The following is a 21,643-nucleotide window of genomic DNA, read 5'->3' on the forward strand; positions in this document are numbered from 1 at the left end:
GCCGGAATCGTCTAAGCGTTGAACAGTTCACTACGTGCCGCGTCGATGATCGTTGCGACCGCGGGATGACTGATACGACGTTCGATGGAGATCGCAAAGAACTCCTCGACGATGGTGTTGATCTGCCCGACCATCGTCAGCTTATGCTCCGCCTGTAACTGGTCCGCCAGCACGGTTGGGGCGAACAGCAGCCCGCGGCCTTCACGGCCGAACGCCAGGGCCATGGCTCCGTCGTCGAATTCGCCGACGATGCGCGGCGAGATTGCGCGCGACGCCAGCCAATGATCGAGCTTGCGGCGCACCGCTGATTCCGTGCCCGGCAGCAGCAGAGGCAATTGGCTAAGCGACATCGGAAAGCGTTTCAGCCCGCCTTGCAGCAGCGCCTCTGCGCCGAAGCAACTCAGCGTCGAACGGCCGAGCCGGTGATTGAAAGCCTTGATGTTGACGTCGGCCGGAATCGGGGCGTCCGCAATGATGAGGTCGAGGCGGTGCACGGCCAGTTGCGCGAGCAACGCGTGCAGCTTGCCTTCATGACAGATCACGCGCAGCGACACGGGCGCGCCTAGTGCCGGTTCCAGCAGCCGGTACGCGATCGCCTTCGGCACCGAATCCGCGATGCCCACGCGAAACCGCGACTGCGTGCCGACTTCTTTTTCGCGCCGCACCGCGCTTTCGAGCTCCGAGCCGAGCGAGAAGATTTCGTCGGCGTAATCGAGCGCCAGCCGGCCCGCATCGGTGAGTTCGGTAGAGCGGCCGCTCTTCTTGAACAGCTTCTTATCCAGCGCTTCTTCGAGCAGCTTGATCTGGCCGCTCAGCGTTTGCGGCGTGATGTGCAGTTGCTCGCCGGCGCGGACGATTCCGCCCGCATGCGCCGCGACCCAGAAGTAATACAGATGCTTGAAGTTCACCGTGCCTCCGTCGACCCTCCAACGTTACGTTTTTCTCGAAATATCAGCAATGAAAATTCGAATTTTCCGTTGTCTCGACTTCAGTTAGATTCAAACCTCGGCCCGAGGCGTCAGCGGGCGTCTCCTGACAGCTGACAGAGGTGACAAATGACATCGGTTGCACAGTTTCTGCGTTCGAAGACTTCCCAGACCGTGTGGTCGACTCAGGCATCGGCGTCGGTGTACGACGCGATAGCGATCATGGCGCACCGGCAGGTAGGCGCACTCATCGTGGCACACGAGGGGCGCATCGTCGGCATCGTTACCGAACGCGACTACGCCCGCAAAGTCGTGCTGATGGACCGTTCTTCGCGGGATACGCCGGTGCGGGACATCATGTCGACGGCGGTGCGCTACGTGGGCCCGAAGCAGACGACGGAGGAATGCATGGCGCTCATGACCGCGCACCGGATACGTTATCTGCCGGTGATTACCGCGGGGCAACTGATCGGAATGGTGTCGATCGGCGATCTGATCAAGAACCAGATGTCGGAGCAGGAACACACGATCCAGCAACTGGAGCATTACATCCACGGCAATGGTTTGCAGGCCGCGCGCGACCGATTGCAGGCCGACCGATGGCAGATTTGACGGCCGTAAAATATTACTGTCCGTAATGTTTCAGTGCGAAATGCCGGACGCGCGGTGCGGGCGGCCCCTGAGTCATCAAGAGAGGTTTCATATGTACACGCAAATCATCAATCAGCTGCGATGGGCTGCCGGAAAGGTTACGCGCGGGGGTGCGGCGCTTGGTCTCGCGGGCGTGCTCGCCCTTGGCGCAGTGGCGTCGAACGACGCCGAAGCGAAGCGGATGGGCGGAAGCCAAAGTATCGGACGCCAGTCGCAGATGGCGTCGCCGTCGGGTCAAGGACAACGAAGCCAGCAAGCTCAACCTGCGCAGCAGGCCGCGCAAGCGCCTGCTGCCGCACCGGCGCGCAACGGCTGGATGGGGCCGCTCGCCGGTCTTGCAGCCGGCCTCGGCATTGCCGCGCTGCTGTCTTCTCTGGGTCTGGGTGCTGGCCTTGCGCAAATGCTGTCGAATGCGTTGCTGATCGGCCTCGTGATTTTTGCGGGCGTGCTGCTATTTCGTTTCATCGCCAACCGGCGTCGTCCGGATCTGGCTTATGGGCATGGTGCCGCGAACCGAGGGCAGACGAACGGCTCGCCGTTCGGTAGTCAGACAGGCCAGGCGCGGCCCGAAACAAATTTCTTCGGCTCGCAGCGCGCTGCGATGGATCCGGCCGGAACTGCGGGCAGCGTGAAAACCCCGGCCACTGCGCTCGGGTTGGATCAAGCCGCGTTGCTGGCGTCGGCGAAGACCATGTTCATGCGTCTTCAGGGCGCATGGGACCGCAACGAGCAGGGTGACCTGTTCGAGTTGACCACGCCCGAGATGTTCGCGCGAATCAAGCAGGATCTGGAAGTTCGAGGCAGCCAGCCGAGCCGCACGGAGGTACCGCAACTCGATGCCGAGGTGCTGGGCGTGGAGACCCATGCGGATGAGACGCTGGTCAGCGTGCGCTTTTACGGTCAGATGCGGGAAGACGGCGCTCAGACCGCCCAGCCGTTCCAGGAGGTCTGGAACATCGTTCGCGCCGCGCATGGCGACCCGGCATGGCGACTGGCCGGCATTCAGCAGCTGGATCATTGACGGTAGTGGGGCATTGCGCTTGATCGGCGGCAGCGGATGGGGCGCGGCGGCGGGCGTGCATCGATGCGGTGGATGCCCGCCTGCTTTCAGGTGGGGAAGACTTTCAGCGAATACAGGTCATAGGGTTGAATGACAATGACCGTGCCTGATGAATCTCACTCATTCATGCTTGTAGTGAGATGGCGCATCGCTGCGCCGCCTCAATGATTCTTTAACGCATTTGCTCGAATGAGGTTGCGTCAAAGCGGAAGCCGGAATCGGGTTTCAAATTCCGCCTTATTTGTCACGCCCTGGCGAATAAAGCAGAATTCGGGACAAATAATAGAGAGGCCGAAAGGTAGACGATCCTCTGCGTGATGCGCGGTTCGAGAGTTCCGGCGCGCGCGGCATCCGGTCGCGTTCGGCCGCGCAAGGTCTTTAGGCCAAGCCCTTCATACTGGCGGTAACCGCCGAACTACTACGGTTTCCTTAATAGTCAAATGTCGTTATTTACTTAAAAATCTCACGTACTGCATAAAAATATAGTGCTATTTTTGCCTGGCAAAAGATAAACGCAGTACGCGTAACGATTGGAATACAATCCAGATTTCTCTGCGGCCAGATACGGTCCATCGTGGAAAAATTCCTGTTCACTCCATTGAATCTAGCAAGGGTCGGGCTCGGCTGGAGTGTGCTCATTATGGCGCTGTTCGGGTGCCGGGTTGCGCTCGGGCAGACCAATACGCCCGTGCCTGGCATTAACCTGGGCAGCGAAATCAGCGACATCATCTACCGGAACCCCGACAATCCGACTCAGGCAATCAACAATTACATGGCCGGCCTGGCGGCGACAAAAGCCCACTGGATTCGGATTGTCATCAACTGGGAGCAAACCCAACCCTCGCCAACGACGATCAATGACAGCGATCCTAATCCGGGCGCAAGCAGTGGGTTGACCTGGGGAGTAGCGGACACGATTATCCGGGCCGCCCGCAACAACGGCTTGAGGGTGCTGGGCGTCATTTTGCTGACCCCTCCATGGGCAGGAAGTTCAGCGTGTTCCAGCAGCTATCAGCAAACGAACTACGTTCCATTCTGGCTGTGCGCGCCGGATCCCACTCTCTATACCAATTTTGCGCGGGCCGCGGCCAAGCATTACAGCAGCGATAGTTACGGTGGCCAGGTCGATGCATGGGAGATCTGGAACGAGCCCAACTGCGGCGATGATTTCATGCCTCATGATCCCGCCCTCTACACGACGATCCTGAAGAGCGTCTACCCGGCTATCAAGCAGGCAAATCCGGGTGCCTATGTATACGCTGGCGGTAGTTCAGGCTGTACTACGTGGCCGAATAACACGACCGGTGCTCTGCCGTCGACTGGCATCGCGGGCCTCGTCAATTCGACCAACCCAAGCTACCCGGCGCCAATGCAGTGGAACCCGCGTGACTGGCTGGCAGTGATGTACGCGAAGGGCGCCCAGGGATATTTCGATGCGCTTGCCCACCACCCCTACTGTTACAGTGACGACTGGCAGTCGGCGCCCGATCAGTGCCCGAGTACGACGCTCAACTCGATGTTCCCGCAATACTCGAATGCGTTCAACGTGATGTGGCATACGTTTTCGTCGCCATCGTACGGTTGGCCGGAAAGCGACGGAGGAAATACATTCGCGAGCTATACGGGCACGAGCCTGCGCGAGCAGATGAGCGCGCACGGCGACGGAGCGAAGGCGATCGCCCTTACCGAGTTCGGCGTGCCGACCACGGGTTCGGATGGCGCGACAAATTTCACGGGTTATTTAGGCGACGACCCGACCACGTACACGAACGCCAATTTTCAAGTCTGGACGGACCTCTCGTATTACCTGACGCAGGCCAACCAGGCACGCGAATACAGTGCACTGATGGCCTGGGTTGGGCGCCAGCCGAAGGGGATGTACGGTCCGGTCTACGTGTACAGCTATTCAGACCAGGCATTGTGGTTACCGAGCAGCACCAACGTCTACGAACCGTACTTCGGCATCGTGACGATGAGTTCGACGACCGGCTCGACGGGCAACCAGGGTGCGGCGAAGATCGCTGGGAGTTCTCACGCGCCGTCGAGTCAGTACTACCCCGCATGGCCTAATTTCGGCGCGATGGCAGCGGCTGCCGCTGCGGGCAGCGGGGGATACGCACCGATAGGTCCGGGCTGGTTCAACGCGCAGGGCAAGTAAAGGGTCGTCGAAGCAACAAGCGGATGCGCGGCGGTCGGTCCTCCGGCAGTCGTTGTATCAGCAGTTCTGCCACCAGGAGAGCCACTGACGGCGATGGACCGGTCGAGCCGACTGTGTTGTTCAATAAGAACAGCCCGGATAGATACTTCGGACTGCAAATAGGGTGGTAGAAGGTTGAGGCACTCTATGAGAGCATTCGTGCAAAATCAGTTGCTGGCCTGTGGGCAGCTCACGCCGGCATGTTAAAGCAATAGCCATTCGTCGATTTCGTTAGCCCAGAAGACGACCTGTCGACTCATCTTTTGCGTTAATTTCCAACGCCTGTCGAATAAGGCATAAGTTGGAGAAAAATAAAGGAAGAGTTGAACCGTAAGCTGCGGCTAGATCTTCGTTGTAGTGCGTTTGTTTAAACCAAAAGGCGATGGAATTTCGCCGCAGTAAGCCGGAAGTTGAATTTAATTTCAGCTGCCGATATTTCATTGATTGTATTGAGGTGTGGCGCGAGAAGGTTGACGGAATAAAGAAAAAGTTGAACTCCTGCCCTATAGAAATCGCTTGGAGATGGTGCGCGGCGTTGGATTAAGTAGAAGTTGAGACGGGAGGCCTTGGCTATGCAGGTGGCCGATCGGCCGGTTGTTCGGGCCTAAGCCGCCGTTCGCATGCCCGCTCATTGCATCACAGCAGTCCTTCGACAGCGGCAGTCACGGAACAGCCACTGTGATATCGGCGAACGCGTACTTTCGCCCCGTTTCTGCCCTTCGGTTAGTTTCTTCAAATGTCACCACGGTGCTCAAAAGCAGCCACAGCAGGAGGCCGCCTGCGGAGATCAGCTTTATGGCCAGTTAGGCGGCCGACCTTTTGCGAACGGATGCATCGGGCATTGAAGCCCCCCAAGAGCGAGGCTCGACGCGTATCGTGATAACGCTATCCGGCCAGCCGGGGAAGGCCTGCCCATGCGGACCGGTGCCAGCATCCTGTCGGGGCTCCATTCAACTCAAAACGTTCATTCGACGCTTTCAAACTCAAGTTTTTCGGAAAATAGCCGTCAGTCAGCTTAGGGGACAAAGAGAGAGGAACGAATGAGCCCATCAATCGGTTCGACAAGTTCAAACGCGGCGACATTGAACCCGTTCGCGCTGAGTTCTGCCGGGTTGATGCAGTCTGTGCCAGCTAAGGAAGCGTCGCCGGCGCAAGCCACGGTGAGCGTCGCCGACCCGTCTGCGACAGCGGCTCGCGTCGCAAAGTATCTGGATGCTCTAGGCGCACCGTTGAAGATGGGGAACGACGCGCGAAACATCGCTAACGCCTTAACTTCCACAATGCAGTCAGTAGTGTCCGAGCGGCCGGACCTCGCCAATGCACATTTTGATTTCCATTCGAGCAACGGCTCGATTCAGGTCACATCGAAAGACCTGAGTGCAAGCGATATATCGTGGCTTCAAGGTAAGCTGAACGGCAATACTTCACTCGTCGCCTCTGTAAAGGCTTTTCATGATGACGCGGTCCGCGGCTATGCGAAGTGGTCGGAAGCGGATGGAACGCCGCTAACCGCATCGCAGTCAGATGCGGTTAGCCAGAAAGCGGACGGGCTTGGGGGTTTCATGTCGCTTTTCAAGTCGCTTGGGCAGGATGCGCAGAAATATCAGATGAAGGACGGCGATTACAAGTTGGCGGATGGGAGCAAGATGGATCTCGGTCAAGATCCGACCACCGCAGCTGGCTTTCTGCTGTTCGCCAAAAGTGCGCAGGCTTTTGAAAACGGTACATCAAACTTCGTTTCGACATCCGGCAAGACGCTTTCTGGCGGCCAGATGGATGTCTTTCAGAATACTTCTGTGATCCCTAATTTCTTCCCGGGCTCCGAAACCAGGTCATTGGGATTTTCGCAAACGGCATGAGCAAAGTGGCCGCTAGCGGGCCACTTTGCATCTGTAGCGACCGAGTTATCTGAGCAGACGGTGTGTGAAATACGCGTACGACGAGTTGGAATTCAAAGCGCCGTTGTCTCCCACCTATCTCGATAGCGAAGCCGATTTGTCACAGACCATGATTGTGGAAGCGTTCAGCCTATAACGCCACTACAGCTCCGTCGGAACAAACTGACTGCTTTGAATTCATTGCGGCCGACACTACCAAGATCGTGGGGTATGTGCTCCACCTGCCTGCAACGAAGAGCTCACGACCGTCAGCGCGCCAGTCGTGCTCCGATCATACGCTTGAACCGTTATATGCACCGCCGGGTGGTAGACGGGTGTTCCCGGTGAGATCCCACGCCGCAATGCCGGGCGATACGGCTTCGTGACGAAATCTTTTCGCTGAATCCGGCGGCTTAGCCGCTGCACGCAGCACATGAGATTGGAGCCGGATCGTTCGACGAAACATCGGTCGCCGCCTTACCGAATGACGGTTCGTCACTCGTCAGCGGGCGTTCGCCAGTGGAGTGCGAGCGACCGGTCCTGGCCGATGGCACCAGTTCGAGGATCGTCCCAGGACCGGGCATTGGAATCCTCGGCGGCTCTTTACCGGCGGTTTCCGCGAACACGTACTACCGGCCATTTCCGGCCGTTCAGCCACTGCGTGGAGCGGACGTTTGAACGTCTGCGTCGCTCCCAGACAGCGGTCATTCGTTGGGGCGTGACCGCAGGCAGATCGTCAGCCAGGTCCGACAGCCGGACAAAGAAGTGGGCGTCTGTGAATGTCCGCTAGCAATCGCGAGTATCGTCGGACCGAGGTTGTCCAGACGACTGCATACGGCCTGACGTAATCCGCCCACAGTCAGGTGAAAAGCTCGTCCTGATATCCCACAGGCAAGTTGGGATCGCGCGCCGCGATCTTCACGACGCCTCGCGCACCGTCGCCAGCAATCCTGGCCATGGACACGGAAAGAAGCAACAGCGCGACGGGAAGGCGGCCCAAGACATCACAATCTCAATTCGGAACTCCGGGATACGCGGATCTGGATGAACAGCTATCTGGGAAATTCGTCTTTAAGCGCCGCGTATATTCTGCGATAGCGTGCCAGCCGGTCCCCGGTCACGGTCCGTTGCGCTACGTCGGGCTCGCATACTTCGATCGTTGCCGCAGACGTGCATACCTGCGAGACGTGCTCCTTTGCAACGGCCAACCGCGCGAGCCGTGCAGCGCCCAAAGCGGCGCCGACATCTCCACCATGATGGCGGCGCATTGCAACGCCAGTGGCTGTTGCACAAAGCTTCGCCCAGAAACGGCTACGCGAGCCGCCTCCAATGAAAGACGCGGTGTCCAGTGTCGTCCCGGCACCTTGTAGCGCCGCATAGCCGTCGGCCATCGCGAAAGCGACGCCTTCCATCACACTGTATGCAAGGTCGGCCTGATCGTGAGCGCCGGTGAGCCCCCAGAACACACCCTTTGCATTCGCGTCATTGTGAGGCGTACGCTCACCGCTCAGGTACGGCAGGAACAGCGGCGCACGCTGCGCGTCGGCCGTCTCGGCAAGGCCGGCAAGCTCGGCGACATTTGTCTTGAGCACGTCGGACAGCCACGCGAGACTGGAAGCCGCGGACAGGATGACGCTCATCTGGTGCCAGCGCTCGGGCAAGCAATGGCAGAACGCGTGCACCGCCTGCGCGGGATTCGGTGCGAACCGGTCGGTCCCGGCGAACAGCACGCCGGACGTACCCAATGACAGGAACGCGCTCCCGGCCTCGGCGACACCCATGCCGATTGCACTGGCCGCGTTATCCCCCGCACCGCCGCACAGAAGCACAGGGCCAGCAATGCCCCATTCGCGCCGCAATGGTTCGGTCAACTGTGCGGCAGCCTCACTGCCTTCCACCAGCCTCGGCATATGTTCACGCGAAAGGCCGGTCGCGGAGAGCATCCTGTCCGACCAGTCACGCTTCGCGACGTCGAGCCACAGGGTGCCCGACGCATCGGACATGTCGGAGACGAACTCGCCAGTTAGCCGCCACGCCACGTAGTCCTTCGGCAACAGCACCTTGTGCGCCGCGCGGAACACGGCCGGTTCGTATTTGGACAGCCAGAGCAGTTTCGGCGCGGTGAAACCCGGCATCGCCAGGTTGCCGGTAATCGAGCGCGACTCTGGAACCAGCGCTTCGAGTTCCACACATTCGGCAGCCGCCCGGGTGTCGTTCCACAGGATCGCCGGGCGTAACACCTGGCCTGCGCGATCGAGCAGCGTCGCACCATGCATCTGTCCAGATAACCCAATGCCGCGCAGCGCCGAGAAGCCGGCGGGATTAGACGCTCGCACTTGAGCGATTGCGTCTAGCGTGGCGTGCCACCATGCCTGCGGGCTCTGTTCGGACCAGTGGGGATGAATTTTCTCGACTTCGAGTCGCGCGCTGCCGGTGGCAATTGTGTGCGATTCGTCGTCTGTCAGTAACGCTTTGACCTCGGAGGTCCCAAGGTCGATTCCAAGGAAAGTCAAGATGTCGTCCTGGTTCTTGCGGCCTGCTCGTCTTGCCGAAGCAAACCGTCAAGCCGCGATCATGTGTTCGTTAAGCTGATGCAGCGCGCGAAACTTCGAGGGCGGCATTGCCTTCGTTGAAAGGAATTGACGATTGAAGTTCGACAGATTGTTAAAGCCAACGCGATAGCAGATCTCCGTTACGCTAAGCGTCGAGCACATCAACAGTTCACACGCTTCGTTAATCCGGAGCCGGTTCTGGTACTGCACGAACGTACACCCCGTATGTCGCCGGAAAAAACGTGTGAACGTGCTCACGCTCATGCCGGCAAGTTCGGCGACGTCAGCTTCGCGCAATGTACCCGGAAGATTCTGCTGAATGTACGAGAGCACCTGGTTGATCGTGGACTGCATGTAGCGGTGCGCATTGACATCGTATGCGGGTCCCGCCAGCAAAGTGCGCTCGGTGCACGATGACAACCTGTCGAAGATCGACATCAACAACTCGACGCGGCGGCAACCGTGTGACACGACAAGCTCGAGCATCATGGGCGCGATGGCCAGACCCACCGAGTCCGGAAACTGTATCCCGCGCGCCGCGTCGTCGATCAGACCGACAATCGCGTGCAACTCGGTGAACGCGGCCACCATGCGTTCAACCGCGTCGCGCGAAAACTGCAGAACCACGTCGCGTGATGGCACGGTTTCGCGCTCGCCGATTTCGCTGATCCAGTTGTGCGGTAAATTCGGCCCGGTGATGACCAGGTTGCCCGGCGTGAAATCGCCGATGAAATCGCCGACAAAAAACTTGCCGGAAGACGCCCGGATGACGTGAATCTCATACTCCGGATGAAAGTGCCATTTCGCCACTGTATGCGGATAGTCGTGCGCCCAAGCTCGGAACGACTCGTCCCGTCGTGTGTGCACCAACTCCAGATCTGGATTCATACCGCTTCTCCTTCCCGGCTGTCTCGACGCCGCCTCTTGTGTTAATGCAAAGCCGCTCCCTGTACGCCTGCGCCTTGATGTGGCGAGTTGGCGAGTGTCGTTCTGCTGCTCGGAGGAACGGGCAATGAAACGTTTTGCTCCGTCTGGGCATCGAAGACGTGCAGGTCGGCGGTTTTGAACTGGAAAGTTACCACGCTATCCAGTTCGGGCAGGTTCTCCGCCGGCACCAGGGCGGCCAGGCGTTCGCCGGCGAATTCGAACGTGACCAGCGCCTCCGCGCCCAGCAGTTCGATCAGCTCTACTTTGCCGCGAAACCTTAGCGAGCCGATCTCGTTGTCTGCAGACGCCAGCTTCAGATAGTTCGGCCGGATTGCAAGCTTCACCGCCTGACCGGCCTGCAGTCCTGCGAAACGCGGCCCGGCGAGCGCCCAGCGCTGGTCCTGTACCTTCACGAAACAGGCTTCACCGGTTCGCTCGGCTGTCCCGGACAGTAAATTCATGGCGGGTGTACCAATGAAACCTGCGGCGAACAGCGTCTGCGGGAAATGGTAGAGATCAGATGGCGTGCCGGCCTGCTCAATCCGCCCCCCTCGCATCAGGATCACGCGGTCGGCGAGCGTCATGGCCTCGAGCTGGTCGTGCGTCACATAGACCGTCGTGGTCTTCAGGCGCAGGTGTAGCCGCTTGATATCGCCTCGTAGTTGCGCCCGCAGTTTCGCGTCGAGGTTGGACAGCGGCTCATCGAAGAGGAACACCTCAGGTGTCTTGATCATCGCCCGGGCGATCGCCGCGCGCTGCTGCTGGCCGCCGGACATGGCGCGCGGTTTGCGATCGAGCAACGCGTCGAGGTTCAGCAGCGCGGCAACTTCTCGCACGCGGCGATCGATCTCCGCAGCCGGTACCTTCAATCGGCGCAAACCAAACGCGATGTTGTCATACACGCTCATATGCGGGTACAGAGCGTAGTTCTGAAACACCATCGCGACGTTGCGCTCGCGTGCCGGCAAGTCGTTCACGATGGTGTCGCCGATCGCGAGGTCACCGCCGGTGATGCCTTCGAGACCCGCAATCATGCGAAGCATCGTGGACTTGCCACATCCGGATGGGCCGAGCAACACCACGAACTCACCATTGGTAATTTCCATATCGAGTGGGTGCAACACCGGTGGACCGCCGTCGTAACGTTTCGTGAGACCTCTGCAGACGATTTTGGCCATGGCTCAGTCCATCTCTATCTGGATTTTGACATCGTTCGGGCGACCTGCTGCGGCCTCTTCGAACGCCGTGAGGCCGTCAGCGAACGCGAACTTGCGCGAGATGAACGGCTTGACGTCGATCATGCCCGAGCTGATCAGCGCCAGCGCGCGCGGGAACACATTCGCGTAGCGGAACACCGATTCGAGGCGCGCTTCCTTCGCCTGCATGGCGACAACATCGAGCGGCACGCGGTCGACCGGCATGCCGACGAGGACCGCGCAGCCACCTGGGCAAAGCAGATCGAACAGGTCATCGTAGACCTTCGCGCTGCCGCTCGCTTCGAATACGACGTCGGCGCCCCAGCCCGTGGTGATTTCACGAACGACATCGGCGAGCCGTTGCTCGCGCACATCTACGGTTGTCACCGCGCGATTGTTGGCAAAGAGCGCCAGTTTTTCCTTGACCATGTCGGCCAGAATGACGCGCGATGCGCCGCCCGCCAGTGCAGCCAGGGCGGTCATCGCGCCGATTGTCCCCGCGCCGATCACGACCGCGACATCCCCGGGTTTCATCGCAGCTTTCTTGGCGGCCTGTAGCCCGATCGATAGCGGCTCGACAATCGCACCCTCCGCGAAGGACACATTGTCGGGAAGCCGGAAGGTGAATGCCGCCGGATGCACGACGTAAGGCGTCAGGCAACCGTGAATGGGCGGCGTTGCCCAGAAGCGCACTGCAGGGTCGAGGTTGTACAGGCCGCGCATCGTTGCCGGTGAGTCGAATTGCGGAATGCCCGGCTCCATGCAAACGCGGTCGCCCACACGCAGGTGGGTGATCTCGCTGCCGGTTTCGACCACCGTGCCGGACGCTTCGTGACCGAGCACCATCGGCGCGTCGACCTTGAATGGTCCGATGCGTCCGTGTGTATAGTAATGGATGTCGCTGCCGCAAACGCCAACCGTATGAATCTTGATCTTGACGTCGCGAGGGCCGACTTCGAGCGGCAAGTCGATATCGCGCAGCGCAAGTTGGCGCGCTTCTTCGAGTACGAGGGCTTTCAAAACGATCTCCTTACTTGCCTTTGAGCATTGAATTCAACAGCCGGCTCAGGATGCCGACGAAGATAATCGGAGGAAGCGCGAGCAGGACCGTGGACGCGTTGATCACGCCCCACGGCACCTCCTGCCCGAGCGAAGTGAACGCTGAGGCAACGACCGGCAGCGTCGCGCTTCTCGACGACGTCAGGGCGAGTGCGATCATCAGTTCGTTCCAGACCAGTACGAAGCTGAACACGATGCCGCCCATCAGCGTGGTTGCGCTGAGCGGCAATGCAATCCGCCAGAACACCCCGTACGGGCCGTACCCGTCCAGCGTCGCGGCTTCTTCGACTTCACGCGGCAGGCGCTGAAATACCGGGATGGACAACCATGTGATGGTCGACAGCGTGACCAGCAGATAGGTCACCACCATCGACAGCTTCGTGTCGTACAGCCCGACATCGACCCAGATAGCGATCAACGGGACGGCGATTGCGACCGGTGGCAGAAACCGCAGCGACAACAGAAAGAACTGGATGTCGCGCTTGGCCGGCAGGTGATAGCGCGCGATGACATAGGCCGCAGGTACGCCGAGCAGCGCGCCCAGCACGACGGCAGAACCGACGATAGAAAGGCTGTTGGCGAGTCCGGTAAGTACCTCGGGGCTCGACACGACCTGCCGGTAGTTGTCGAGTGTCGGCGTAAAAAAGAAGCGCGGCGTCGGCGTAACGATGTCGAGCAGGTTTTTCAACGAATTGAGAAACGCCCAGAAGATCGGAAACACGGCCACTATGGCGAGCACCGTGCCGAACGACCAACTGGCGCTTCGCGAGATCAGTCTTCCCATTTGTTCACCCGCTTCCAGATGAAGGTGAAAATCAGTGTGGTCGCGACCATCATCAGCACGGCCATGCTCGAGGCATACGAGACCTTCCCGGACAACCCGATGCCTTGCGAATACGCATACATGTCGAGCGTTTCAGTCGTGATCCCGGGGCCGCCCTTGGTCATCACATAGACCAGATCGAATGAGCGCAGCGACTCGACCATCTTGATGAACACCAGACTCATGATCGGCACTTTCAGCATCGGCAATGCGATATAGGCGTAGACCTGCCAGGTGCGCGCGTAGTCGAGACGCGCGGCTTCGAGCGGCTCGGGCGGCAGCGTTTCGAGCAGTTTCAATATGACGACCGCGAAGAACAACCCCCACTGCCAGATATCGACGAGCGCCACCGCATACAACGCCAGGTGCGGATCGGACAGAAAAGCCGTGTTCTCGACTCCCAGCAGACCGAGAAACCAGCTGAGAATGCCCGTCAGAGGCGAATACATGAACTTCCAGATGAAGGCCGCCGAGACTCGCGGTAGAAGCACGGGCACGATTAGCAACAGCGAAATGACGCTGCGCATCCTGCCGTGTATCTGCTCGAAGAGATACATCGCAACCAGAACGCCGACCACGACCGCACCGACCACCGTCGTGATTTCCCAGATCGCCGATACCTCGATGGAATTGAGAAACCGTCTGTCCGAGAACAACCGGACGAAATTGCGCAGCCAGACGTACTCGCTATCCGGGTAGCGCAGTACGCGATTTTTCAATGCGAGGTTGATTGCGGCGATAGTGGGAACTAGACCGAGGACCGCCATCAAGGCGAGAGGCGGTCCAAGAAATACGAACGGAAGACTGGTTTTACCCCGATTGAACATTGACTTCTCCAACAACTTAGAATCCGCGAACTCAGTGTTCCTGTGAGCACGAATGAACCGGCGGCGCCCCTTGCAGCACAACCCATGCTGCAAGGGGCGTGCGCACTACTTCTTCGCGCCGTGCTCCATCGCGTCCTGGGCGTACTGAACGGCGTCGTTCAGCGTGGCCTGAACATCGGGCTGCGTACCCGTGAACACTTCCTCCAGCGCGATACCAAGGTTGTCGCCAATGTCCGGCCACTGTGGGCTTGACCAGATCGTGACCTTCGTCACCGGGTTGGTATCGTTCAGGCCGGCAAGAATCTGCGGCTTGACGTGCTTCTGAAAGTAATCGCTCTTGATCGTGCTCGAGCGGTTGTAGTCGCTAAAGACGTTGTCGCGCAGGCGGGCCTGCTCCTGATCCTTGCCCGTCGCCCAGGCAATGAACTTCCCTGCTGCTTGACGCGTGCATTCGTCCTTGGCGCCGACCGAGGAAATCGCAAGGCCATGACCATAGGCAGCCGAGGGCAACGGGGCCGGCGGCCTGACGTATCCGACTTTGTCAGCGACGCTCGACTTGGTCGGATCTTCCATCCAGTCGGCGAACGGCGTCGATTCGATCATGAACGCGACCTTGCCGGAACGGAACGCTTCGAGCGCGTTGCTCCAGTCGTACGTCGCCGAACCGGGAGGCGCGTATTTGAAGAGGTCACGATACAGTTGCGTCGCCTTCACCGCGGCCGGCGAATTGAAGTCCGGCGCCTGGCTCTTGTCGGTCCAGGTGCCGCCCTCGGCGAGCATGAACGGCGCCCAGCGCCACACGTTCATACCGGAGCCGCGCTGTCCGCGTGCAACCCAGCCGTACATGTTGGGCGGGGCATTGAGCTTCTTGATGTCCGCAACGAGTTCGTCGAGCGTTTTCGGCACCGGGAGATGGGCCTTCTCGAGCAAGTCGCGACGGTAGAACAGGAAGTCGCCGCCGCCAATCAGCGGGGCAAAATACGCGACGCCCTTATAGCTCGCCACCGCGCGTCGGCCCGGCAGGAAGTCGTCGTAGTCGGCGTCTTTGGGGTAGTACTTCAGCAGCGGTACGACCCAGCCTGCCGATGCAAACTCCGCGACGTTCGCCTCATCGACGTAATAAATTTGATAGGATCCCGCGCCCGTTGACGCGTCGAGTCGCGATTTCGAGCGACGGTCGTTTTCACCGAAGTAGTTGATTTCAATCCTGGTGCCGCTGCGCTTTTCATAGTCGGGCAGTGACTTCTCCATGACTGTCAGGCCGAGGCTCTTCTGGGCAAGCACTTTAAGCGTGGGAACGTTGCAGGTCTGTGCCGTCGCCAGCATGGGAAGGCTTGCGCCCAAGGCCGTGCAAACTGTCAACAATTGAATTGGTTTCACTCTCGTCTCCGCTTTTGGAATGTTCTTTGGCATTGCCATACGGGGCGCTGCGATTGAGAGCAGACCAAGCGTACGGTGACGAGAACTGTAGTGGTCGCGGCCAATGGCCAGCCACTGCAAAAGGCGGAAGACGCTGATACTTTTTGCTCGCGCTCCAGGTGCGGTGCACAAAATGTGTCAGTGACCGAAGCGGCCCCGTAAGTGCTCACGCAGTGGAGGACTCCGGTCAGATCGCGTCAATCGCTGTTTCGTCTCGAAAATACAGACGACGAGTGCGGAACAGGTCTGTTCCGGCGTGCATCGATCGAGTTGTGGTCGGCGCTGTTATGAAAGCAGTCAATCACGGATGGTCGTTTTCAGCGGGTTTGTGCGCCCACAATGGAAGAGGGCCTGCTGTGCAATTCGAAGGCGTAAGTGACCGCTGTACGCGACGCGAAGCGGCCATTCGAATTGGAGCGGCCGCAGAACGGGTTCGGGTCGCGCTCTGCCGGTCAGATGAGGCAGTGCACGGCCAGGAAGCGACGTCCAGCCAGAACGTCACATGGACATTCGTGCGACTGCTCCGTTTTCTGAGCGGCCGTTTCGATCACAATGACGCGTGTCGCGGCGATGAACGTGGCTTCGATAAAATCACTCGCTCGGGCGGCGCCACCACCGACACGCTCCCAGCGCCGCACCGCAACGCGTGGTTCATAGATGTTTGAGCACACCGCTCGCCACCTTGCGCAGTTCGTCGAACTGCGTAACGAGTTCGAGGCACAGAATAAAGGCCAGCATCGCTGAAGGCCCCGGGCAGCGTTCGATCCATCGCAGCGCCGGAGTCGCGTAGCGCACGCGGATCGCCTGTCGCGTCATGACATAGGCGATTCCGGTTCCCACAGCGGCGCCCACCAGCAAATCGGTTGGATAGTGAAAGCCGAGATAGGCGCGCGGAACGCAAATGAACAGCACGGTATAGAGAATCGCCAGCACACCGATACCCCGCCACACCAGGAAGATGCCGGTGGCGACCGCCATCCATAGCATCGCGTGATCGCTTGGGAAGGAACTCCAACTTGTCAGCAGTGCGTCCTTGATATCGCTACCTGCAAAGTGCAGACGCAGTTCGGTGCTATAGACGGGGCGCACTCTGAACGGCAACCAGTGAGTCAGCAGTCTTCCGACGAAAAGCGCCACGAGGCCACTGAGAAGCGTCGCGAGAACCATTTCTCGCCGCCATTCGCGGCGCTCGTCCTGCTGAAACCACATCCACCACAGCACAGGAATGAGTACGAGGCCTTTGAAGGTGTAAAGGTCGGCGATGGTTTCTATGGATTGGGTCGCGAAATGACCCAACTGTAAGTTGGACAGATATGTTTCAATAGAAGAATCGAAGTTATTCATTATTTTGTAAGAAACTTGAGTCGCATCGAGGTAAGCATAGCCCATTGAATGCGCAGCTTTTTTGGTGCTTACCTTCACTGACAACTTTTACTGCGCAATTTCATCGCCAACTTTCACTGACGGCTTACTCCGCGAGTTTGCTCTTTGGGCGGCGTGTCCTGACGAACACCGCGCCGGCCACGTCCATCGGAAAATCGTCGGGTAGCTATGGCGACACTTGCTCGATACTCGTCGATCAGCGCGTCGATAGCCGCAGCGGAAATGCCGCCCGCTGTCCTTCGGTATCCAAATTGAGGTTCGGCCGAGAATCCGCCAGCGATCTCATCCCTCGAATGTCCGCTGCCACCAGCTGACATTCAGTCGCGCACGGCTAACCCAGAAAGACGATGCCGAAGAACTTCACCATCGTATAGCCCGCCAGCGCGGCCACCAGCGCGATCAGCGCCGCGACCAGCGGCACCACCATATTCAGGAACGGGTTCGGCAAGCCCGGCGTGAACAGAAAGCTCTGCAGCAACAGCCATTCGGAGACGAACCCGCTCAACGGCGGCAGTCCGGCGCTCGCAAATGCGCCCACGAGCGCCGCCCCGGCGGTCCACGGCATCACGCGGATCAATCCGCCCAGACGGCCGAGATTGCGTTCGCCGGTGGCATGCAGCACGGAACCCGTGCCGAGAAACAACAGGCTTTTGAACGTCGCGTGGCTTGCCATCTGGTAGAACAGCGCGGTCAACGAGAGCGCGGCGAGCGTGTTCATGCCGTACGCGCGAAACAGGATCGCCAGTCCCATGCTGACGAACATCAGCCCGAGGTTGTCGATCGACGAATACGCGAGCAGCCGTTTCATGTCTGTCTGGATCGCGCTGAACACGACGCCGAACAGGGCGGTGAAGAGTCCGAGCGCCAGCACGAAGACTCCCCACCACCACAACTGGACATGCAGCAAGTCGAACACCGTGCGCAGAATGCCGTACAGACCCGCCTTCAGGATAAAGCCGCTCATGAGGGCGGACACGGGTGACGGCGCAGCTGGATGGGCTTCGGGCAGCCACACATGCAAGGGGAAGACACCCGCCTTTGCGCCGAAGCCGAATAGCGCAAGCAGGAATGCGGCGGAGGCCCAGAATACGTCGAGATGCTGTTGGCGCATGTTGGCAAACGTATAGTCGCCGGTATTGGCTTGCAGCAGGCCGAAACACAACAGGAGCGCCAGCGCGCCGACATGGGAGATCAGGAAGTAGAGGTAAGCGGCTCGACGGATCTCCGCGATGCGGTGATTGGTCATGACAAGAAAAACTGCCGACACGGTCATCGTTTCCCATGCGACCATGAAGCTGTATGCATCGTCCGCGAGTAACAGTGTCGCCATGCTCGCCAGGCACACGTGATATTCGAAGCAGAGTAAGCCGGGCGGCGTGCCTTCACCCTTGCGGAAATAGCCGGCGGAGAACGCGCTCACGCCCGTGCTCACGCGATCACATTCGCGTCGATTTCGACCGTAGTGACCCGCGCCGATGGAAACCTCTGGAAGCAGTATTTCGACAACGATCCTCCGCCCAGCCCCACGATCAGGATGCCTCGTGGGGCGTGGTGGAAGAGCCCGAAGGTCATCATGGCCCGTGTGTACGGGAGGTCGAGCTCGAACGGATCGCATGTGCGCATCGAGCTTTGTATGCCCAATGGACCGAAGCGCAGCGACCGTGTACGCAACCTGTCGCTTACCACGGGCGCGGGATTTCCGGGCGGCCCTTTCAACAGTTCCGCCAGCGCCTGCCTGAAATGATGGTGATTGGCCGACAAATCAATCGTCTCCGGAAACTGCCTGGGCCGGGTGTGTGCATTGAATCTGCCAGGCCGGAAGGTGCATCGACTTACCAGTTTATGATAATGGCGTTATCATCCAAGCAGCTTTATCGAGATGGTTCCACCGATGCCGCTTCGGCGACATCCGCGGAAAAACGGCGCCGCGTCCTTCCGGGGCATTGGCAACGCGAGCCTCACATAACGCATGGAATTCCAGAAACAGCTTGCCGCACCGGCTCCTGCATGCGTCGGCGCGGCGCATGCAAACACAGGAGTCGATACCTGATGCCAGCAGACTATTTCCGGACCCTCACGGGGAAGGACCGGACTGTCAGGGGCGACCGGCAGCTCGGTTTTTCGCTTGCGTTCGTGGCCGGCGCGACGAATGCCGGCGGTTTTCTCGCGGTCAAGCAATACACGTCGCATATGAGCGGCGTGGTATCCGCGATTGCCGACCAGACTGCGCTGGGCGACTTTTCACTGGTCCTCGCAGGCGCCGGATCGCTGACCTCGTTCCTGTTGGGTGCCGCCTGTTCGGCGGTGCTCGTCAACTGGGGCCGGCGCAAGCGGCTGAATAGCCAGTATGCTTTGCCGCTGCTGGTCGAAGCCAGCCTGCTCCTGTGTTTCGGCCTGCTTGGCAGTCACCTCGCCTTGTGGGAAACGCTGTTTGTGCCGGCAACGGTCGTACTCCTTTGCTTCATCATGGGTTTGCAAAACGCCATGATCACCAAACTGTCCGGTGCGGAAATCCGTACCACCCACATGACGGGAATCGTGACCGATATCGGCATCGAGCTCGGCAAGCTCTTCTACTGGAATTCCTCGCGCGATGACATCGCCGCGCCCGGCGTGCTGGCCAATCGTGCGAAGCTGAAAGTGCACGGGACCATGCTGGCCCTGTTCCTTGTTGGTGGACTAACGGGCGCGGTCGGTTTCCGTCATGTCGGGTACGAGGCGACAACTCCACTCGCGGCACTGTTGATCGCGCTGGCGATCGTGCCGCTGATCGACGATCTGCGCGGACGGATCTGCCGGCTCGACCGCTAGGGCAGTAGCTGGCTGCGGCTGCCTGACGCCCCCGCTCGCCGCGCCCGAAGTCACCGTCAGGGTGGAAACGGTCTGCCTGACGTAGACGCACATAGTATGATAATAAGACCATCATTTGAGTTGCTTCAATGATAACGAAGGTTATTGACCGGCGCCCTTGGTGTTTCCGAACCTGAATTCGGGGATCGTGCGAAACGGGGGAGCTGCGTTGGACGGGAGATTGACGTGATTGACACCAGTATTTCGCTTTTGTCCCATGACTACACGCACCGGTTCTTGCGAGACCTGATGGGTCGTCACGGACTGATTGTCATCGGTGTGGGCAGGGCGGGCGAGCGGGGATTCCAGATGCTGTACCGGTTCTCCGACATCTGCGACAGCCTGGAAGACTGCGGGATCAATGTCATCTTCGTCTATCAGAAGGAATCGGCCCGCCATGTCCACGACACAACCTCGCTTTTCGGGGCGCGATACCGGCAGCGGCCCTGTCTGTTTCTGGACGACGACGGGAAGTTCTTTCGTGCTCCACTGCGTCCAAAATCGCTTAGGGCGGTTCATCTGGATCGGGATATGAAGCGACTCGGCACGGTCGACATTGCGGTGCGGGTTGACGAATGGGACCAGCAATTACGCGCTTTCCTTGCGCAGAGGGCCGCAAGTTCCATGCATTGAGTGCTGTGTGGCTATGTCCGGGCGTAGCGCGCCCGCTGTGACGATTTACGTGCAAAGGGGAGTGGGTTGGTCGAGGCATTGATTCAGATAAATGGCCGGTGGGGGCTGAACGGGCACGAATCGGCGAGGCTTGCGGTGAGTGCTGCCCGCTTTGGGAGCGATATCGTCTGCATCGCGAACGGCCGGTCCGTTAACGCCAAGGACGTCATGTCTGTCATGTCCCTTCGGGTGAGGCGAGGTACGCTCGTACGCATCCTGATTACGGGGCCCGACGAAAGCGCCGCGATGGATGCCCTGTCGGCGGTTCTGCATGCGCAGGTGTCCTCCTGATCCGCTTCAGGCAGGGCACCCCACTCTACGCGCACTCGCCAACTGATCACGCCACGACTCGCCCCCGATCATGCTCAACATAGGAAAGAGAAATCCGAACAAGCCGTTGGTGATTGAAAACGACCAGGTGGTGTCGTTGTACTTCGACGCGCGTGGCGTTTAGAGCACGATGTTGCGGCACGATCCTTATGCGCTCGCACTGGGCCATACGCGGACCATGCTCGTGCCGATCTGATGACGGACGAACCTGACTTCCACCGCTACCTCTGCTCGCTCCGGGAAATTTTTGCCGGCGCGGTTGCGCTGGCGCGGTCGGAAGGTAGTGAGCACAACGTCACCGTTTTTGCGTGGAAAGGAGCGGGCGGACTTCCGTCATTCACAGCGATGCTCGATCGGGCGCGCGCGCTTCAGGCGCGGCACGCGGTCAGTCTCCACGCCACGGCCACGCGCATTGAATACGGCAAAAAATTGAACTGGAGCCGATATGGACGGATTGAGTGAAGTGGTCCGCTATCTGCAGACGGTTTCATCTCTATGGACCGGACGGTTCGAGCGGGTGTGCACACGAGGAAGGAAGGCGACGGCAGAATGCGCAACGAGGGTGGCGCATTGATGGCGCGAGGATGACTCGGGAGCCGCCATGTATTATAATCAAATTAACATATCTGGACTCTGCCCGTCATGGAAACGAAAAGCGCTCGGCTCACGATTTTAATCGATCCTGTGAAGAAGGAAGCGTTCGAGAAACTGTGCGCAGCGCAGGACCTGACGCCCTCACAGGTGGTTCGGCAATTGATCCGCGATTACCTTGAGCAGCACGGCGTCAGCTACAAGACAAAGAGCGCCATTGGTGCGCGTCCGCGCCGCAAAACTGCCTGAACCAGGGCAGTTTTCAAGTCCCCACCCTAGTCCTTGAGAGTTGCTGCGCGTCGT

Annotated in this window: 18 protein-coding genes and 1 pseudogene; 9 read left to right on the top strand and 10 right to left on the bottom strand. The window is 59.5% G+C overall.

All coding sequences use genetic code 11. The features are described from left to right. Positions 1 to 11: 11 nt before the first annotated feature. Positions 12 to 908, bottom strand: a complete 897-nt coding sequence (gene nhaR / locus PQQ53_RS08880; RefSeq protein ID WP_408323726.1) for a transcriptional activator NhaR — start codon at positions 906 to 908, stop codon at positions 12 to 14. 147 nt (positions 909 to 1,055) lie between these two features. On the opposite strand from nhaR, the gene PQQ53_RS08885 reads away from it, so the two are divergent. The 4 genes from PQQ53_RS08885 to PQQ53_RS08900 all read left to right on the top strand — a co-directional run bounded on the left by PQQ53_RS08885 (position 1,056) and on the right by PQQ53_RS08900 (position 6,693). Next, positions 1,056 to 1,538: a CBS domain-containing protein gene (locus PQQ53_RS08885; RefSeq protein WP_408323728.1), complete on the top strand. Its 483-nt coding sequence runs from the start codon at positions 1,056 to 1,058 to the stop codon at positions 1,536 to 1,538. Positions 1,539 to 1,629: 91 nt separating this feature from the next. Continuing rightward, on the top strand, positions 1,630 to 2,598 hold the full coding sequence (locus PQQ53_RS08890; protein ID WP_408151865.1) for a Tim44 domain-containing protein: 969 nt from the start codon (positions 1,630 to 1,632) through the stop codon (positions 2,596 to 2,598). Between the two features lie 679 nt (positions 2,599 to 3,277). Next, positions 3,278 to 4,795, top strand: a complete 1,518-nt coding sequence (locus PQQ53_RS08895) for a glycoside hydrolase 5 family protein (protein WP_408139572.1) — start codon at positions 3,278 to 3,280, stop codon at positions 4,793 to 4,795. Positions 4,796 to 5,874: 1,079 nt separating this feature from the next. Next, positions 5,875 to 6,693: a hypothetical protein gene (locus tag PQQ53_RS08900; RefSeq protein WP_408323730.1), complete on the top strand. Its 819-nt coding sequence runs from the start codon at positions 5,875 to 5,877 to the stop codon at positions 6,691 to 6,693. A gap of 1,070 nt (positions 6,694 to 7,763) precedes the next feature. Here PQQ53_RS08900 and xylB read toward each other — a convergent pair. From xylB to PQQ53_RS08945, 9 genes and pseudogenes are all read right to left on the bottom strand, one after another. Then, entirely contained in the window at positions 7,764 to 9,224 is a 1,461-nt protein-coding gene (xylB, locus tag PQQ53_RS08905) for a xylulokinase (RefSeq protein ID WP_408323732.1), read from the bottom strand. Positions 9,225 to 9,272: 48 nt separating this feature from the next. Then, complete coding sequence (locus PQQ53_RS08910; protein ID WP_408139405.1) at positions 9,273 to 10,151, bottom strand: AraC family transcriptional regulator; 879 nt, start codon at positions 10,149 to 10,151, stop codon at positions 9,273 to 9,275. Positions 10,152 to 10,192: 41 nt separating this feature from the next. Beyond that, positions 10,193 to 11,368 (bottom strand): ABC transporter ATP-binding protein, encoded by a 1,176-nt coding sequence (locus PQQ53_RS08915; RefSeq protein WP_408323734.1) that lies wholly within the window; start codon positions 11,366 to 11,368, stop codon positions 10,193 to 10,195. Between the two features lie 3 nt (positions 11,369 to 11,371). After that, a complete protein-coding gene (locus tag PQQ53_RS08920; protein ID WP_408323736.1) occupies positions 11,372 to 12,406 on the bottom strand; it encodes an NAD(P)-dependent alcohol dehydrogenase in 1,035 nt (344 codons plus the stop codon). A gap of 10 nt (positions 12,407 to 12,416) precedes the next feature. Then, on the bottom strand, positions 12,417 to 13,229 hold the full coding sequence (locus PQQ53_RS08925) for a carbohydrate ABC transporter permease (RefSeq protein WP_408139400.1): 813 nt from the start codon (positions 13,227 to 13,229) through the stop codon (positions 12,417 to 12,419). Next, positions 13,217 to 14,095, bottom strand: coding sequence for a carbohydrate ABC transporter permease (locus tag PQQ53_RS08930; protein WP_408139398.1), 879 nt, complete (start codon positions 14,093 to 14,095; stop codon positions 13,217 to 13,219). Before PQQ53_RS08930 ends, PQQ53_RS08925 begins: the two co-directional genes overlap by 13 nt. 105 nt (positions 14,096 to 14,200) lie before the next feature. Then, on the bottom strand, positions 14,201 to 15,421 hold the full coding sequence (locus PQQ53_RS08935; protein ID WP_408323893.1) for an ABC transporter substrate-binding protein: 1,221 nt from the start codon (positions 15,419 to 15,421) through the stop codon (positions 14,201 to 14,203). Positions 15,422 to 16,165: 744 nt separating this feature from the next. Beyond that, positions 16,166 to 16,858 (bottom strand): phosphatase PAP2 family protein, encoded by a 693-nt coding sequence (locus PQQ53_RS08940; RefSeq protein ID WP_408323895.1) that lies wholly within the window; start codon positions 16,856 to 16,858, stop codon positions 16,166 to 16,168. 373 nt (positions 16,859 to 17,231) lie between these two features. After that, positions 17,232 to 18,329 (bottom strand): annotated as a pseudogene (locus PQQ53_RS08945) (proton-conducting transporter transmembrane domain-containing protein); the annotation flags it as partial. A gap of 119 nt (positions 18,330 to 18,448) precedes the next feature. Between PQQ53_RS08945 and PQQ53_RS08950 the strand changes: the two are divergent. The 5 genes from PQQ53_RS08950 (at position 18,449) to PQQ53_RS08970 (ending at position 21,589) form a co-directional block, all read left to right on the top strand. Next, complete coding sequence (locus PQQ53_RS08950; RefSeq protein ID WP_408323738.1) at positions 18,449 to 19,708, top strand: YoaK family protein; 1,260 nt, start codon at positions 18,449 to 18,451, stop codon at positions 19,706 to 19,708. 225 nt (positions 19,709 to 19,933) lie between these two features. Then, positions 19,934 to 20,380 (top strand): hypothetical protein, encoded by a 447-nt coding sequence (locus PQQ53_RS08955; protein ID WP_408139379.1) that lies wholly within the window; start codon positions 19,934 to 19,936, stop codon positions 20,378 to 20,380. 66 nt (positions 20,381 to 20,446) lie between these two features. Beyond that, positions 20,447 to 20,710, top strand: a complete 264-nt coding sequence (locus PQQ53_RS08960) for an HPr family phosphocarrier protein (RefSeq protein WP_408139378.1) — start codon at positions 20,447 to 20,449, stop codon at positions 20,708 to 20,710. Positions 20,711 to 20,944: 234 nt separating this feature from the next. After that, positions 20,945 to 21,211, top strand: a complete 267-nt coding sequence (locus tag PQQ53_RS08965; protein WP_408151878.1) for a class I SAM-dependent methyltransferase — start codon at positions 20,945 to 20,947, stop codon at positions 21,209 to 21,211. 180 nt (positions 21,212 to 21,391) lie between these two features. Continuing rightward, positions 21,392 to 21,589, top strand: a complete 198-nt coding sequence (locus tag PQQ53_RS08970) for a ribbon-helix-helix protein (RefSeq protein ID WP_007178408.1) — start codon at positions 21,392 to 21,394, stop codon at positions 21,587 to 21,589. The last annotated feature ends 54 nt before the right edge of the window (positions 21,590 to 21,643 follow it).

Origin of the sequence: Paraburkholderia strydomiana, assembly GCF_046030495.1 — a bacterium.
GTDB classification, from domain to species: Bacteria; Pseudomonadota; Gammaproteobacteria; order Burkholderiales; family Burkholderiaceae; genus Paraburkholderia; species Paraburkholderia strydomiana_A.